The sequence below is a fragment of the Dickeya undicola genome (genome assembly GCF_000784735.1).
GTDB classification, from domain to species: domain Bacteria; phylum Pseudomonadota; class Gammaproteobacteria; order Enterobacterales; family Enterobacteriaceae; genus Dickeya; species Dickeya undicola.
The window spans coordinates 1-14,817 of sequence record NZ_JSYG01000042.1; the positions used below are offsets into that span (position 1 = coordinate 1).

At 52.9% G+C, this 14,817-nt stretch carries 13 protein-coding genes; 3 read left to right on the forward strand and 10 right to left on the reverse strand.

Annotated elements, in window-relative coordinates; all coding sequences use genetic code 11:
* Window positions 1-7: 7 nt before the first annotated feature.
* The 8 genes from OB87_RS20790 to OB87_RS18525 all read right to left on the reverse strand — a co-directional run bounded on the left by OB87_RS20790 (window position 8) and on the right by OB87_RS18525 (window position 8,825).
* Window positions 8-196 (reverse strand): helix-turn-helix domain-containing protein, encoded by a 189-nt coding sequence (locus OB87_RS20790; RefSeq protein WP_152605910.1) that lies wholly within the window; start codon window positions 194-196, stop codon window positions 8-10.
* 260 nt (window positions 197-456) lie between these two features.
* Window positions 457-606: a hypothetical protein gene (locus OB87_RS20910; protein WP_167334396.1), complete on the reverse strand. Its 150-nt coding sequence runs from the start codon at window positions 604-606 to the stop codon at window positions 457-459.
* A gap of 107 nt (window positions 607-713) precedes the next feature.
* The gene (locus OB87_RS18500; protein WP_081977418.1) at window positions 714-2,687 is read right to left on the reverse strand and encodes a PatA/PatG family cyanobactin maturation protease; all 1,974 of its coding nucleotides are present in this window, start codon (window positions 2,685-2,687) and stop codon (window positions 714-716) included.
* Between the two features lie 478 nt (window positions 2,688-3,165).
* Complete coding sequence (locus OB87_RS18505) at window positions 3,166-3,792, reverse strand: glycoside hydrolase family 19 protein (protein WP_033570847.1); 627 nt, start codon at window positions 3,790-3,792, stop codon at window positions 3,166-3,168.
* Between the two features lie 204 nt (window positions 3,793-3,996).
* Entirely contained in the window at window positions 3,997-5,139 is a 1,143-nt protein-coding gene (locus OB87_RS18510; RefSeq protein ID WP_033570848.1) for an MFS transporter, read from the reverse strand.
* Entirely contained in the window at window positions 5,136-6,425 is a 1,290-nt protein-coding gene (locus OB87_RS18515; protein ID WP_033570849.1) for a PDC sensor domain-containing protein, read from the reverse strand. The genes OB87_RS18510 and OB87_RS18515 overlap by 4 nt, the downstream gene beginning before the upstream one ends.
* Window positions 6,422-7,453 (reverse strand): ligand-gated ion channel, encoded by a 1,032-nt coding sequence (locus tag OB87_RS18520; protein ID WP_033570850.1) that lies wholly within the window; start codon window positions 7,451-7,453, stop codon window positions 6,422-6,424. The genes OB87_RS18515 and OB87_RS18520 overlap by 4 nt, the downstream gene beginning before the upstream one ends.
* Before the next feature lies 1 nt (window position 7,454).
* A complete protein-coding gene (locus OB87_RS18525) occupies window positions 7,455-8,825 on the reverse strand; it encodes a pyridoxal-dependent decarboxylase (protein ID WP_033570851.1) in 1,371 nt (456 codons plus the stop codon).
* 445 nt (window positions 8,826-9,270) lie between these two features.
* Between OB87_RS18525 and pelC the strand changes: the two genes are divergently transcribed.
* The 3 genes from pelC to pelZ all read left to right on the forward strand — a co-directional run bounded on the left by pelC (window position 9,271) and on the right by pelZ (window position 13,537).
* Window positions 9,271-10,398: a pectate lyase PelC gene (gene pelC, locus OB87_RS18530; RefSeq protein WP_033570852.1), complete on the forward strand. Its 1,128-nt coding sequence runs from the start codon at window positions 9,271-9,273 to the stop codon at window positions 10,396-10,398.
* 580 nt (window positions 10,399-10,978) lie between these two features.
* Entirely contained in the window at window positions 10,979-12,106 is a 1,128-nt protein-coding gene (gene pelB / locus OB87_RS18535) for a pectate lyase PelB (RefSeq protein ID WP_033570853.1), read from the forward strand.
* Window positions 12,107-12,274: 168 nt separating this feature from the next.
* Complete coding sequence (pelZ, locus tag OB87_RS18540; protein WP_033570854.1) at window positions 12,275-13,537, forward strand: pectate lyase PelZ; 1,263 nt, start codon at window positions 12,275-12,277, stop codon at window positions 13,535-13,537.
* A 188-nt stretch (window positions 13,538-13,725) separates the two neighbouring features.
* Here pelZ and ppiA read toward each other — a convergent pair whose 3' ends face one another.
* Window positions 13,726-14,298, reverse strand: a complete 573-nt coding sequence (ppiA, locus tag OB87_RS18545; protein ID WP_033570855.1) for a peptidylprolyl isomerase A — start codon at window positions 14,296-14,298, stop codon at window positions 13,726-13,728.
* A 240-nt stretch (window positions 14,299-14,538) separates the two neighbouring features.
* Window positions 14,539-14,817: enolase C-terminal domain-like protein (locus tag OB87_RS18550; protein WP_318026094.1), on the reverse strand; the 279-nt coding region annotated here is incomplete at its 5' end.

Consider the following 14,817-nt stretch of genomic DNA (forward strand, 5'->3'; position numbering starts at 1 on the left):
ATTTTAATTACACCCTCTTAAAGAACTTTGCTAGTTTGTGCAAAGTTTGTCTGGAGATCGGCTTACCTAATTCCACCCTTTTTATTGTAGAAATAGAGATATAACATTTTGACTCAAGACTTTGTTCTGACAATTCTTCCTGACTTAATTTTTTTTTACCCGAAGGTCTTTGATCATTGCTGTGTTCACCATAAATCCTTTGTTAGACATACCTTCCCCTCTGCAATCAAAATCAATACATCTTTTTATGGTTTTTTTAAAATACCAAACTATACCCATGCCAGTTTTGATATTTACGACTATTAACCACAATAAGGCATATCAATTAGTTATGATGTAGACTCACCTAACTTAATATCCCCTGACTTTGACAACACAATTAACACAACATTACATATTGCTATTTATTATTATAAATAAAGGGTGCATGGCCATTTGGCCATGCACCCTTACTGATTAGCTCAGTACACCAGCCAGTGCACCCTGACCGGCTTTTTTCAGCACGTTCAGCACGTCACCCCAGAACGCCGGATTAACGCCGGACGCTTTGGCTTCGGCAACACGGTTAGCGCGATTGACATTCTGTGCTTGGGTTGGAAGTTTCATGGTTATTTCTCCTTGAGTGTATTTGTATTACGTTTTGGGGATATCCCCAGGTTAATGCCCCCGACTGGCGGCAAAGCTGAAAAACAGTATGTTTTGACAGACCAACATTAATAGGCGTGCCAGCTGCGCAGTGTGCCGACGGTGACCGGCATGACATCGCTGACGTCAACGGTGTAGCGATACAGTTTGCGTGCGGCAGTGAGACGTTCTTTCGGATTGAAGAATTCCAATACCACGTCCCAGCAATCGGATTCCGGGCGGCTGACCGGGCTACGCTCCGCGCTGATCTTGTTCAGGAATAACCCTTCAGCGAACGCATCATCGAAGATTTCCTCCATCTGATACGCGTTGGTGGCCGCATAGTTAATGGCGCGCTCATTCGACTCGTAACCCCGGTTACGCAGTTCATAATAAATGCGATTGATAAAGTTGATCAGTTCCTTGGACTTCGGCGTGCCGACAGCGCTTTCCCCCATCAACATCTTGGAAATATCCTGGGATTCCCAGTTGAACATGCCGCGTAATACCGGGCTGATGGTGGGGATCACCTGACCGTTAAACAAACGGGTTTCACCGCTGATAACCCCGGCGATAGAGACGCGCTCCACGCCTTTGGTTTCCTGTTCATACAGGAATTCAACCAGACGGGCATATTCCAGCACCGCGAACTGCGCATCCGGTTTAATCGCATAAACCGGAATGCCATCAATTTTTAGCGTCCAGATGAGCGCATTGGATTGTTCCGCATTGTCACCGGTATTCAGATGCTCAGCCATTTGCACCGGGTCAAACGGGTAACCGCTTTTATTTCCCATTACCTGGGTGAAATAATCCAGCCGCGCTTCGGTGCCGAAGTCATAGCCAACCTGGCCGATGACAAAAACCTTTTCCTGATCGCGGATCGTGCGTGCATCTAACGCCGAAGATTGCGGCATAACCCGCCGTGCTGGCGCATGGACATAGTGATTGGCTGCCGGATCGCTGATTTTCGATAATGACAGACCGGTGGCGTGCGATGAAGCGCTCGACGGGACGCTCGCTTCCTGGCTTAGGCTGGAAGGCGCCAGCACCTCATCGTCATCCAACTCGACATTCTGAACGTCCTGTTGGGCGTCGATAATCGAGGGAACCAGCAGCTCCACGGCGGCGGGTTCAACCATTTTCTCTTCAGTTGACATGGTGGTGATCCTTTTTGGTAGTGGGTGATAAAATTCCTGTGCTATTTGCCGGAATAATTTCTGAATATTTAATCGGTATACAACAGAATCCCGATTACCTGCCGTTGACAACACGAGTGGGGTGGCTGTATTAAACAGCACGTCCCGAATCATTTTTGACGCACGACTATCGTTTGCTACATTCATCGCCCTCATCACTAATGCCGACACCGCCGACACCACCGGGGCAGAAAAGCTGCTACCAGATACAACTGACAGATCATAATTCGGCGTAGCAACAGGAATTGATACACCAGAAGCCAGTAACATTTTATTTCTCAGTTTTATTCCATAATTATTAAATGAAGCGGGAAACCCCTCTTTATCACACGCGCCGACAGCCAGAACAAAATCCATCGATGCGGGTAATGATTCACTATTTCGGCCTTCATTACCGACAGCGGCAATAACCAACACGCCGTCTTTTTCACAGTCATCAATGGCCTTGCGTAATTCATCCGTTCCCTGACCATTAATTGATAATGACGCCCCGCTAATATTGATAATATGGCACCCATTTAACCGGGCATCACGAATAGCTTTTGCCAGAGTACGCTCAGAGCAACCATGAATATTCCCTCGTTCATCCTCATGAAATACAGGAATGCTCAACAGGGTAGACGCAGGTGCGATGCCAACGCCCTTTCCACCGATAATACTGCCCACGGCCGTACCGTGTGAGGTGCTTTTACCTGTCTGCGCAGAAAAGCACTCTATGTTTAGATGATTTAATATCGGATGCTGGCAATCAATAGCACCATCAATAATACCGATCTTTATCCCCTCTCCATTTATCCCCAGTTGCTGCAAATCAGAAAGTGGGTTATCCAATAATGCATGACGAGTATTAGATGGGTGCATCATTTTTCTCTTTCCTGAATAGGGGATTTAAAATCCCTGGTGTTTGTATACCATCCCGCCAGCAAGAGAATAACAACCAAAACTATCGCAACAGTTATCAACCACTATTCCGATTACATTGTCTTTCACTCTGTTTCTGGCACAGAATATTCACACAGCAAACACGTAATTTTTCAACAATGCTTTACCATTAATTCATTTAAAAATAGGGAACACATTGCAGCATTCATCTTAAGTCAGTGACTTTATACTAGCCTTATTTAAAAAATGTTTTGGTATCACTTTAGTATCAGTTTTAGCAGTTCTATTTAGTTTGATCGGTTACATAAAACGGATAAATAAAATACCGGTGCTCATTTAATAAAACTTTCCGTTTTTATACCCTAAACAATTCGAGTTGCAGGGCAACACGCTCGCGTGTTGAACAACGCACCTGCAACTTGAAGTATGACGGGTATAACCGGGTAACCTCTGCCACCGTTTAGCCGAAAGCGCGCTTGGCTTTCGCCAGATAGTCTTTGCGGTCTGCCAGACCATTAAGGCCGCCATTAATACGACGGGTAATCCCGTTGATGTCATCCTGGTCGGCCAACGCGTTTAACCCGTTTTTTTTCCAGAACCAAATCGCCGCCGCCACCGATACCGACGGGTTCTGGCTGATCAAATCCGGGTTCGTCACCAAATCCTGGCCGATGGCGCTCCCGCAAATGTGGTAATTGTCACGCCCTGTCAGTTGAATCAATCCCCGGCCACGGTACTTCCAGCCGTCTCCGGTTTCCGTCGCCCCATTGCCCAACCGGTTGGCGTAAACAATGTTAGCGATGGATTCCGGTTTACGTTCGCACTGCGCCGCCATCTCATCAGTAGTGAAATAACGCCCAAATACTGAACGCAACCCTTTGGCGCTGTAGTTCAAGTTTTCCACCCGTGCACGCAGTTCATTACTTTCATGCGCGATTTGAGCGACAAAGTGTGCGAAACGTAGCGGGGTGTTGATCTCCGCCGCATTGCACTCCTGCTGCAACGCAGGCTGGAACAATGCCAGGTCGTCTGTACTGGCCGCAGTCATTACCTTTTTTAATTTTTCCTGGCTAATTTCAATCGTCATCAGGTTTCCTCCTCAATGGCTTGACACTGTCAGTTTGCAAAGGAAACGCACACTCTCTCTTGGGCAAACATCGGCAAAAAGCAGGGAAACATGCAAAAAACTCAAAGAAAATGTGGACATGACGCCCCGTCACCAGGGATACGCCGGTGACGGGGAAACCAGCGGGCGATGGCTGCCCGGTGAAGACACATTGAGAAGACCTACTTATTGAAAAGGCGTCTGATGCTCCGTCAGTTCCCACACCAGATAACTGAGAAACACGCAACCTACCGCGACCAACACCATCGTCATGCCTTCCGGCCCCATACGGTCCATCATGAAACCGATACCAATCAGACCGACGATGCCGCCAAGGGAATCCATCATGGTGTAACTCATGTTGGCGGACATTTGCTGCTGTGGATGGAAACGATCACCGAGCAGCGACAAACCGATGCTATAAACGCCCCCCATACTGCCGCCCCAGATATACAGCAGCACCAGCGTCGCGCCGTAATCGGCATACACCGCCAGCGCCAGAAATACCGCGCAAACCACCGAGCTGAAAATGCAGAACACCACAATCCACTGCCGGTTCACCCAGTCTGACAATAGGCTAACCAACATCCCGAGCGTGACACTACCTAGCATAAACATGGTCATCAGCAGCGATGCGCGTTCCTCTGTCAGCCCGTCGCTGATGCCATACAGCGTCAGGAAGTTGGGCAGGCCGTAGAAACTGACGCCGCCGACCAACGCGGACACCAAAATGGCGCGGGCATAACGGCAGACAAAGCGAAAACGCACCGCGGACACCATCCCCGGCAGTGGATTGATGTGGGCGATCCACACCAGCAACAACGCGCTCAGGCTGAGTAGTGCGGTCAACCAGAAACGCTGCGACATAGTGACCTGGGTCAGTTGCAGCAATACCGGTCCCAGCGCCACCCCCAGCGACAGCGCGGCGGAAAATAATCCCATGATGATGCCACGCCGCCGCAGCGGCAGTTGATTCAGCCAGGTTTGCAACAAGATCAGTTGCATCCCGGTACACAGGCCATACCCCAGAATACTGACCAGCCAGCCGGAGTAAAATTGCTGCCACGCCATACTGGCGCACAGGCTGGCGCGCAGTAGCACCAGCAGCAACGTTGACCACATCAACCCCATTCGCTGGATGATGCGGCTTAAGCGCTGGTGGAACAGCAACACGCCTATGATTTCGCAGGCCATCGCCACGCCAATCCACAGATTGTTATAGCCCTGCTGGCTCATCAGCACCGGAATGGTGACGTAATTGATGCCGGAAACCAGTTGGATCAGGAAGGTCTGTACGATTAACAGCATCGGTAGTAAACGCAGCATCATAGCGCCTCCGGATATTTAGGCACCCGCCAGTTCAGCAGCAACTGGCCGCGCGTCACCTGGCGAATCGTCACCTGCATGGATTCCGCCTCTGCCTGCCAGCTCAGGAAGCGCTGCCACCAGCCAGGCTCCTCAGCCAGCGCGCTGTTAGGCTCACCGCATCGCGTCAGCCGGACATCCCATACCCAATGCAGCAGGGCCTCTTCCCGTAAACTCACTTCGATCGTTAGCGGCTGCTGTGCCAGTTGCCGCCACAGCTGAAAGCTCTGCTGCCAGAAACGCAGGCAATAGTCTGGCGCAAAGTACGCCTCCAGCGCGTCGCTCGGCGCAATTGCCAACACCGAATCCGGACAGGGAAGCAGCGATGGCGCCGCGTTTCGCCACCATTCGTCCAGCCTTGCCTGCTGCGCTTCGGTGCCATCCATCAGCGCTGGGTCGGCCATGACTGTCGCCAGAGACAACGGTGGCCGGTCGTGGTCGCCGCCACGCAGGAACAGCAACGGCAGTGGCCAGTCATACAATCGCTCCAGTTGCGAAGGTGAGGTGGCGTGCAGCAGCGCGCTATAAGCCTGCTCGCGGCTTGCCAGTTGCGCCCGAACTTGCTGACTGCTGCGCCGCATCCACCATACCGCCAGCCCGACAACCAGCCCGAGGAACAGAATGGTGCTGATCGCCTTGCGAAATACCTGATTAAGCGACTCCAGCCGCTGATAAAAGCTCGACAGTTCCAGATCCATCGCCAGGACACCGCAAAACTTGCCTTGCTGATCATAAAAAGGGGCGTAGGCGCTGATAAAGGAACCCCACTCGTCCTGATACGGCTGGTCCGACACGGAGACTTTGCGTTCCCGCAATGCCTCCACCAGTTCCGATGGCGCATTGTCATAGGCCTGCATCAGCGCCGGAGGCAGGTCCGGCAGGCCATCGCCATCGTTGTCATTCTGCGGGCTGGGGTTGACCACAAACCGCACCTTGTCCTGATCCAACACCGTGGTATAGATGTAGCGCACGTCCTGCGACGCCTGCCGAATACGTTCCAGTTGTATCGCCAGTTTCTTGTAGACAGGCGCATCACGCCGGGTACGCGCCGTGATGCCTTGATGCAACTTGCCCGACAGGGTGGACGCCGCCGACCGCACATTCGACATCAACCCAATTTTGATCTCCTGTTCCAACGTGCTGATCGATTTGTGGTAGACCATGTAGGTGGAGAACCCCAGCACCCCGATAAAGATCAGGCTGGCGAACAGCGCTTCCGCCAGCGCCGCCCGCGAAGGTGAAACGCTCATAGCGTCATCCCCCGTATAATCAGCACACCGCCAATCGCCAGGAACCCGAGAGGAAAAGCCAGTCGGCAGCGACGTATCAACCGTTCGTCTTCCACGCCGCTCGCCTGACGATGATGGGCGAAGATAATCAGCAGAATCGCCGCGAAAATGCTGCCATACCCGGCGATGATCATCTGATCGATGACCGTGGTATAAGGCAGGCGCGGCAGAATGTTGCTGGTGTAAAACGCATAAGCCACGACCGTTAGCATCAGGGTGAACGAGGTTTGCAGCCGCTCGGAGAACGATTCCAGCCAGAACACGCTCCAGGACGCAGCAATAATCAACCCCAGTGGCAAAATGAAACTCCACAGGTAGTACGACGGGTTGCGAACGGCGTCTATCTGCACCGTTATCCGGGAAAACACATTCTGATTGGGCTGAACACTGCTCAGGTGGTCGTAACGAATATCGCTGATACGGGTAGAGGCTTTGCCCCGGATCCACCATTCGTCGATCTCTTCGTTATCAATATTTTCGGTGTAGACCTGTATATCGTTAAACCGCAATTGCTGGTTGTTATAGGAAAACGGCTCCAGCTCCAGCACGAACTGCTGCCGATCAAACGGAAACAGCCGGAAGTCCATGTCATTGCTGAATGACCCCAGAAAGCGGGCGTTATAAATCACTCGCCCGTCGGGAAACAACATCAGGCGTTTATTGCCGGTGTCCGGGCTGCCTATCACGTTGATGAATTCCAGCGCGGGCACCCATAATCCGTTATTGATCCACCGTTCTATCTGGCTATTTTCAACAATCAGCGGCTTATCGCCTGGCGTTTTGCGTGGCTTGCCGGTCCATTGCGCCACAATGTAGCCATCGACCTTATAGGTCTGCTCCAGCGTATTTACGCCATAGATTTTGTTGATAAAAATGCTCACACTTACATCCACCGGGCGAGCATCCACCGCGTTATCGACCGGCGCGGACCACGCCGCGCTCCCCAGCAACAACAAAACAAGCCCGCAGCATGACCACAGAATCCGCATCTCACTCCTCCCCGGCAGACGGAAAAGCGCCTGGCTGACCCAGCGCCCACAACAGGTTGTCCACCAGCGCCCGATGGCAATGCGGCAACACCACCAGATGGCAGAAGAGCGCAGGCTTTCCCTGCACCATCCGCCGTTCGCTGGACAACGAGAAACGGTCGATAATGGACTGACTGGGAGCACTAAATTGCACCATCAGCGAGCCGCTGATTAACGGTTGTAGAAACAATCGCTCCCGGTCGGGATCAAGCCGTTCAAAGAGATACCGAAGTTGCTGATGCGCATAGCGCTGGATGTCATGACAGCGGTGAATCATCTCTCGCTGCCCTTGCTCACCAAGGCGGCACAGTTGATTCCACAACACCACCGCCGACAAACCGGGCCGCGAGCCAGATAAGGTTGAGTCTCCACTGCCGATATAATTCGGACGGCTGAGCGCCACCGAGCGATACGGAGCCGACAGCATCACGACGCCGCACGGCCACGGCATACTCAACCATTTGTACGGACTGACACAAATGGAGTGCAACGCCGCCGCCTGTGCATCAATCGCCAGTTGGCGCCCTTCCTGCTCCGGCCAGAACGGCAGATAACTGGACGACAGCGCGCCATCCACATGTACCCAGTAACTACGCTGCTGCGGCGTATTGGGCGGCAGCCGTTGCTGCAGTTGCGTAGTAATTTGCAGCCAGTCGTCGCAGGAACCGCTAAAGGTGGTGCCGTTGGTCAGGCAGACAATCACCGGCCGCCGGTAGCGATAAAAAAACATCACCAGTTGCAGCAGGCTCTCTGCATCGATTCGCCCGGCGTCGTCACACGGCACCGCCCGCGGCCACACGCCAGCGTTGATAGGGCAACGCCCCAGCGGCGGCCCGGCTTCGGCGGGCGTCGCCAGTTGCAACACCCGGCAGGCTTTAGCCAGCGAGTAATGGCTCTGTTCGGAATACAGCACCACCGGTGCGTAGCGCGCATGGGTCATAGCAGGCCAATGTGTGGTCGCGGCCCCACACAAGAAATCACGCGCATTCCACAGTGAGAACAAATTGCCTTCGGTTGACCCCATCGCCGTCAGGTATCCCCAATACGGTGACGGCAAGTTCCACAGCCGGGCGTAATAATCCAGCACCGCCTGTTCAAAACGTTTGCTGTTAACCTGATAGGAACCGGGCTCCATGCTGTCCCCCAGATTCAGCAGATTCATATCCAGCAACGGGCGCAAATTGGTGTCGAACTCGCCCTGCTGGTTGGTCTGGAACCCGGCGAAGTGTCGTCGCTGCTCCTCCATGCGCGCGGTATAAGTCCGCAAAATTCGCCTTCGCACCACATCGTGCATCCCTTCGGACAAAATCGTTAGTTCATCAATCGGTTGCATACCTCACCCTCTGCTCATTTCAGCGATAAGAGCAGAGTAAGGAATCGCCCGGTTAGCGAGCGCGGCTGTTCAGCGTGGAAATACGGCGAAACGCGGGGGAGGACGGAACGGGCGTCAGCAACAAGGTTAGCAGGCCGACCAGTGACCGATTTCACGGTTCACTCCAAACCAAAATCATAAATATGACTAATCAGTGACGTCCGTTTCTGTTATGGGAACACGTTATCGTGAGCCTGCTCAAAACTATTAAAAGATCTCGCCTATCCAGATAGTGAAATGGCATTTCAATTATTGAATTGTGCGATTTTTGCACTAAAAATTAATCTGGCTGCCGACATACTTTGATTTTTTTTATCAATGAATGTCGGCACCACCCTCAAGACGGGCGAAAGGAATAACACAGGCCCACAACATATTTATGGTTTAGAGAAAAGGAACACACGCAATGAAATCACTTATTACCCCGATTACCGCTGGACTACTGCTGGCCCTCAGTCAACCGCTGCTGGCCGCCACCGACACCGGCGGCTACGCCGTGACGGCGGGTGGTAACACGACAGGTGCTGTCAGCAAAACGGCGACGTCGATGCAGGATATCGTCGATATCATCGCTGCGGCCCGTCTGGATGCTAACGGTAAAAAGGTAAAAGGCGGCGCGTACCCGCTAGTCATCACTTATACCGGTAACGAAGATTCGCTGATCAACGCCGCTGCCGCCAATATCTGTGGACAGTGGAGCAAAGACGCCCGCGGTGTGGAAATCAAAGAGTTCACCAAAGGCATCACCATCATCGGTGCCAACGGCTCTTCCGCCAACTTCGGTATCTGGGTTAAGAAATCCTCCGACGTGGTGGTGCAAAACATGCGTATTGGCTACCTGCCGGGTGGGGCTAAAGATGGCGACATGATCCGCGTTGACGACTCGCCGAACGTGTGGATTGACCACAACGAGCTATTCGCCGCCAATCACGAATGCGACGGCACGCCGGATGGCGACACCACCTTTGAGGCTGCGGTGGATATCAAGGGGGATTCGGATTATGTCACCGTGTCCTACAACTACATCCACGGTGTGAAGAAAGTCGGTCTGGATGGCTCCAGCAGCAGCGACACCGGCCGCAACATCACCTATCACCATAACCGCTACAACGACGTCAACGCCCGCCTGCCGTTGCAGCGCGGCGGCCTGGTGCACGCTTACAACAACCTGTACAGCAACGTCACCAGCTCTGGCCTGAACGTGCGCCAGAACGGCCAGGCGTTAATCGAAAGCAACTGGTTCGAAAACGCGGTGAACCCGGTAACCTCCCGTTATGACGGTAAGAATTTCGGCACCTGGGTGTTGAAAAACAACAACATCACCAAACCGGCCGACTTCTCTACCTACGGCATCACCTGGACGGCAGACACCAAAGCTTACGTCAACGCAGATAGCTGGACATCTACCGGTACGTTCCCAACGGTGAGCTACAGCTACAGCCCGGTCAGCGCGCAGTGCGTGAAGGACAAGCTGGCTAACTACGCTGGCGTGAGCAAAGGCCTGGCAACATTGACCAGCGCCGCCTGTCAATAATCCGACAGCGAAGACCAGGACGAAAAACGCCTGGCTGACGTCTCATCACCGAGCGGGCTCTATGCCCGCTCTTTTTCTTCTTCGATACCAGGTCTGGCAGTGGTGGTGCCTTGTCGCCATGAGCACAAAGCAGGAATGTGACGGACGATATGGCGGCGACTTATGCCGTTTTTTACGGTAATTTTATAATTAATTGTCTTTTAATTATTAAACATAACAATTAAGTGGTCAGAACTCAGGCCACCAAAGGTGATGTCCGTCAAGATTTGTAAAAACATAACCGACACTAATAATGAACCGGCGTTCCAACTATTGAAATATCCCTCTTTTGCGCTAAAACTGAGCACAGGTTGATTCGTGCAATTCGGTTTACTTATCTATTCCTTAAATGGTTCGGGTTGCAGGCAGACGATAATCGGTGAGCCCCAGCGGCAAAAGCAAGGAGCTGGGATGAGCGAGGGTCGTCAGCGCGTTCGTCACCTGAAACATAACTGGGAGCTCCCTGCCGTACCAACCTATAAAAGGGCATGTGGAACGATAAATGCCCATCTCACATTTTTCAAAAACAGGAATACTACTCATGAAATCATTCATTGCTCCGATTGCCGCCGGTCTGCTGCTGGCCTTTAGTCAATCCAGCCTGGCTGCGGATACGGGTGGCTACACCCAAACGGATGGTGGCAATGTCTCTGGTGCCGTACAAAAAACAGCGACGTCAATGCAGGACATCGTCGACATCATTGCCGCCGCCAAAGTCGACTCCAACGGTAAAAAGGTGAAAGGCGGCGCGTACCCGCTGGTCATCACTTATACCGGTAACGAAGATTCCCTGATCAATGCGGCTGCCGCCAATATCTGTGGTCAGTGGAGCAAAGACGCCCGCGGTGTGGAAATCAAAGACTTCACCAAAGGTATCACCATCATCGGTGCCAACGGCTCTTCCGCCAACTTCGGTATCTGGATCGTGAACTCTGCGGACGTGGTAGTGCGCAACATGCGTATCGGCTACCTGCCTGGCGGTGCCCAGGATGGCGATATGTTCCGTATCGACAACTCGCCGAACGTCTGGCTGGATCACAACGAACTGTTTGCCGCCAACCACGAGTGTGACGGCACCAAAGACGGCGATACCACGTTCGAATCCGCTTTCGACATCAAGAAAGGTGCCACCTACGTCACCATTTCCTACAACTACATCCACGGTGTGAAGAAAGTCGGCCTGGCTGGTTTCAGTTCCTCTGACAGCGCTGAACGTAACATTACTTACCACCACAACATCTACAATGACGTCAACGCTCGTCTGCCGTTGCAGCGCGGCGGCAACGTACACGCCTACAACAATCTGTACACCAACATCACCAGCTCTGGTCTGAACGTGCGTCAGAACGGTAAGGCGCTGGTCGAAAGCAACTGGTTCGAAAATGCACTGAACCCGGTAACATCCCGTTACGACGGCAAAAACTTCGGCACCTGGGTGCTGAAAAACAACAACATCACCAAACCGGCTGATTTCGCCACCTACAACATCACCTGGACCGCGGATACCAAGGCTTACGTTAACGCAGACAGCTGGACTTCCACCGGCACCTACCCGACTGTACCTTACAGCTACAGCCCGGTTAGCGCCCAGTGTGTGAAAGACAAACTGGCTAACTACGCTGGTGTTGGTAAAAACCTGGCCGTGCTGACCAGCTCTGCCTGTAAATAATCCCTGCCGTCAGCATAACTGACAGCGGGAACGTTATCCGCCTGGCTCATCCGGGCGGATAGTCCTGTTACCATTCGGGGGGGCGATATTCATATCCGCTCACCCGTTTTTTATTTCGGCGCTGTCACGATGAAAGCGGGCTGCGTCAGGCACAAGGAATACGCCATTATGAAACATACCCTGTTGTTTGCCTTACTGTTTGGTGCCAGCGTCCTGAGCGTTCAGGCAGCCAGCACCGCCGCCCCCAACCTGAAAGGATTCGGAACCGAGACGGTAGCCGGCAGCGGCGGAAAAATCATCCGCGTAACGACACTGGCCTCCAGCGGTGCCGGTTCACTGCGCGAAGCACTGGCCACCAAAGGCCCGCGTATTATCGTGTTCGAAGTGGGCGGCGTGATCGACATATCAGATAGAGACATCCGCCTTGCCGAACCTTACGTCACCATTGCCGGTCAGACTGCGCCGTCGCCGGGCATCACGCTGGTCAAGGGCGGTATGATGATCTCCACCCATGACGTACTGATACAACATATCCGTTTCCGCATCGGCGATAACGGTCACGCCAAGAAGAGTGGCTTTGAGAAAGATGTGTCACTCTACGGGCCGGACGCCTACAACGTGGTGGTGGACCACTGTAGCTTTGCCTGGGGCACCGACGAAAACCTGTCAGTTTCCGGGCCGCGTTACGATGGTCAATCCGGTACGGCTCATAACATCACCTTCTCCAATAACATCATTGCGGAAGGCTTGTACGATTCCAGCCACTCCAAAGGCATTCACTCGATGGGCACGCTGGTCCACGATAACGTGACCAACGCCGCGATCATCGGCAACCTGTACGCCCACAACAACGAGCGTAATCCCTGGTTTAAGGGTGCGACTACCGGCGTGGTGGTCAATAACCTGATCTACAACCCAGGTATTTGGGGGATCCGTATCGGCGCGGTACAGAGCGAATGGGAAGGCCGCTCACTGCCGGGTAACGCTAAAGTGGCGATCGCCGGTAACGTGATGTATCACGGTGCCAACACCAAGTCCGGCCTGTCGCTGGTCGGCAGCAACACCACCGGTGGTGATGTCTGGATGAGTGACAACCTGGCCTTCGACAAATCAGGCAAAGCGGTGGCACAAACCTCCGGCACGGGTATCAATCTGCTGAAATCAGCGCCGGTATGGCCTACCGGGTTGACCGCAATCAGTTCCTCGTCGGTGGTCAATCAGGTCACGCAGCACGCCGGTGCTCGCCCGAAAGATCGCGATACAGTGGATAAGCGTATCGTCAGTGATTTCCAGAAACGCAGCGGCACCTTCGTCAACAGCCAGAGTGAAGTGGGCGGTTACCCGACTGCTGCGGCAACCCAACGTACGCTGAACGTCCCGAGTACCGGTGTCGACGCCTGGCTGCAACAAATGGCCAACGAGCTGGAATAACGTCGGTTTTTATCCGTTTACTGCAATAAAACCTTATCAACGAAGCATGTCAGTCACACTCAGTGGCTGGCATTTAACATGTGGCTAGCGGACGCTTAGCAACGGTTGAAATAAAAAAATCCCCTTACCGTTCAACGGCAAGGGGACAGCGTTAACCTCTCATCAGGACATGTCAGGTCAGTAAGCGATTATTTCTTAATGATTTTCACTGACTGAATCACAATCGGTTTGGACGGTACGTTCTGATACGGCCCTACGTTTTCTGTCTGAACCTGAGAAATCTTGTCAGCCACTTCCATGCCTTTCACCACTTTACCGAATACAGCGTAGCCAAAATCACGCTGGCCGTGATCCAGAAAAGCATTGTCAGCGACGTTGATAAAGAACTGACTGGTGGCGCTGTCTTTTTCGCTGGTGCGCGCCATAGAAATAGTGCCGCGCAAATTACGCAGGCCATTATCCGCTTCATTCTTGATCGGCGGATTGGTGGATTTCTGCTTCATGTCACTGCTGAAACCGCCGCCCTGCACCATGAACCCAGGAATGACACGGTGGAAAATGGTGCCGTTATAAAACCCGCTGTTGACATAATCAACAAAGTTTTTCACAGAAACCGGTGCTTTTTGGTCATCCAGAGCCAGTTCGATATTGCCCGCAGAGGTTGTCAGCAGCACATGGGTGGAGGTAGTAGCGGCAAAAGCCGGTGAAAAAGCGGTCAGGGAAAGTACAGTGACTACCGCTGCCAGTATACGTTTTGACATGAAGAATTCCTTTTGAGGATCAACGACAGAAAGCGTACCGATTTTAAATAGCCACACCTTTCTGCGCTACCCATTTACCTTTTTTTACGCGATCCCTGCCACCTATTGGCGATAAAAAGAGCACTATTTGCGCGCTTAACCCCCTACAGGACACACGATGGCGATAATCGCGCTCCCCCAGCGCCGGATTCCCGCAGCCGGAGGAGGTAAAACCGTCAAAAGGGAAACACGAACGTTCTATCAGTGTTTGCTCAACGTATGTGTCTCAATCCAGTCAAAATTTATGTCCTCGCCCAAACCGGGGCGCTGCGACAGGTGGACATAGCCTTCTTCATCCATCGGGTCGACGAGAGAATTCAGGTAGGCGGCAGGTTCGTCGTAATCAAGGAACGGATGCAGCAGGCCGCGCTCGTACCAGCGGCAGTTTTTAATCGCCCCCACCACCGCCAGATTCGGTGCGCCGTTGCCGTGAATTTCACAATCCATACCGAAGGCTTCTGCCAGATGGGCTACCTTGAG